Source organism: Gluconacetobacter sacchari, assembly GCF_014174255.1.
Taxonomy (GTDB): Bacteria; Pseudomonadota; Alphaproteobacteria; order Acetobacterales; family Acetobacteraceae; genus Gluconacetobacter; species Gluconacetobacter sacchari.
In genome coordinates, this window is sequence record NZ_JABEQJ010000102.1 from 1 (window position 1) to 883 (window position 883).

Genomic DNA, 883 nt, shown 5'->3' on the forward strand with positions numbered 1-883 from the left:
ACTATGCACCGTTTCAAAATGACACCGCCTCAACTCGGTGCGATCCCGCGCGCACAAACCACAAAAGCAGAAAAATCCACGCAAAATACTCAATGCCGTGAATAAGATGGGTTAAATGCGGTTGCTCATGCCCTGAATACACGGCCACGCAAAACACTCGGTTGGAAAACACCAGCAGAGGCACTCGACCAACTGCTCAAACAACATATAATCGAAGGTGTTGCGACGACCGGTTGAATCCGCCCAATACCTCGCCATGAACTATACCCAGCGTCTGGCCGAAGCCAATCTGGTGCCTTCGGTCGGTAGTGTCGGGGATTCCTATGACAACGCCCTGGCAGAGACCATCAACGGCCTCTACAAGGCCGAAGTCATCTGGCCACAGCGCTCCTGGCCGGGGGTATCTGCCGTGGAAATGGCGATGCTGCGCTGGGTCGATTGGTTCAGCAACCACCGCCTCTTTGGTCCCATCGGCTATATCCCCCCCCGCCGAGGCCGAAGCCAATTACTATGCAGCCCTCAAGATTGTCGATATGGCTGCTTGACTCAAACCAAATGGCCTCCGGGAAACCTGGGACGCTTCAAAGCCTACTTGTGCTTGGCCTTCTGATGAGAGAGCTACGCCAAATCCGGCGCTAACGAGCAAGAGTATCGACTGTTCACCCGCAGGACGCGCTTCAATCAGCATCTCGGAACCAAAAATACCAGCATAGTATTCCTTCATGTTAGTAATGCCTCCTGTGTCTCTCACAAGAACCTTTTCTGCTTTTAGCCCGGAAATCTCACACGGGCCTTCCGAGCCTGTGTCGCGGGTGGGAATGCTCGTGATCTGATGTGTGTCGCTGGGCGTCGCGGGTGCTTTTCCGTTTTCCAGACGAGCGGG

At 54.5% G+C, this 883-nt stretch carries 3 pseudogenes; 2 read left to right on the plus strand and 1 reads right to left on the minus strand.

Annotated elements, in window-relative coordinates:
• Positions 1–111 precede the first annotated feature (111 nt).
• Positions 112–237: pseudogene (locus HLH48_RS23895) on the plus strand (IS30 family transposase); the annotation flags it as partial.
• Positions 238–241: 4 nt separating this feature from the next.
• A pseudogene (locus HLH48_RS22840) lies at positions 242–545 on the plus strand (integrase core domain-containing protein); the annotation flags it as partial.
• On the opposite strand, the pseudogene HLH48_RS23065 reads toward HLH48_RS22840, so the two are convergent.
• Positions 509–883, minus strand: a pseudogene (locus HLH48_RS23065) (hypothetical protein); the annotation flags it as partial. The pseudogenes HLH48_RS22840 and HLH48_RS23065 sit on opposite strands and share 37 nt — an antisense overlap.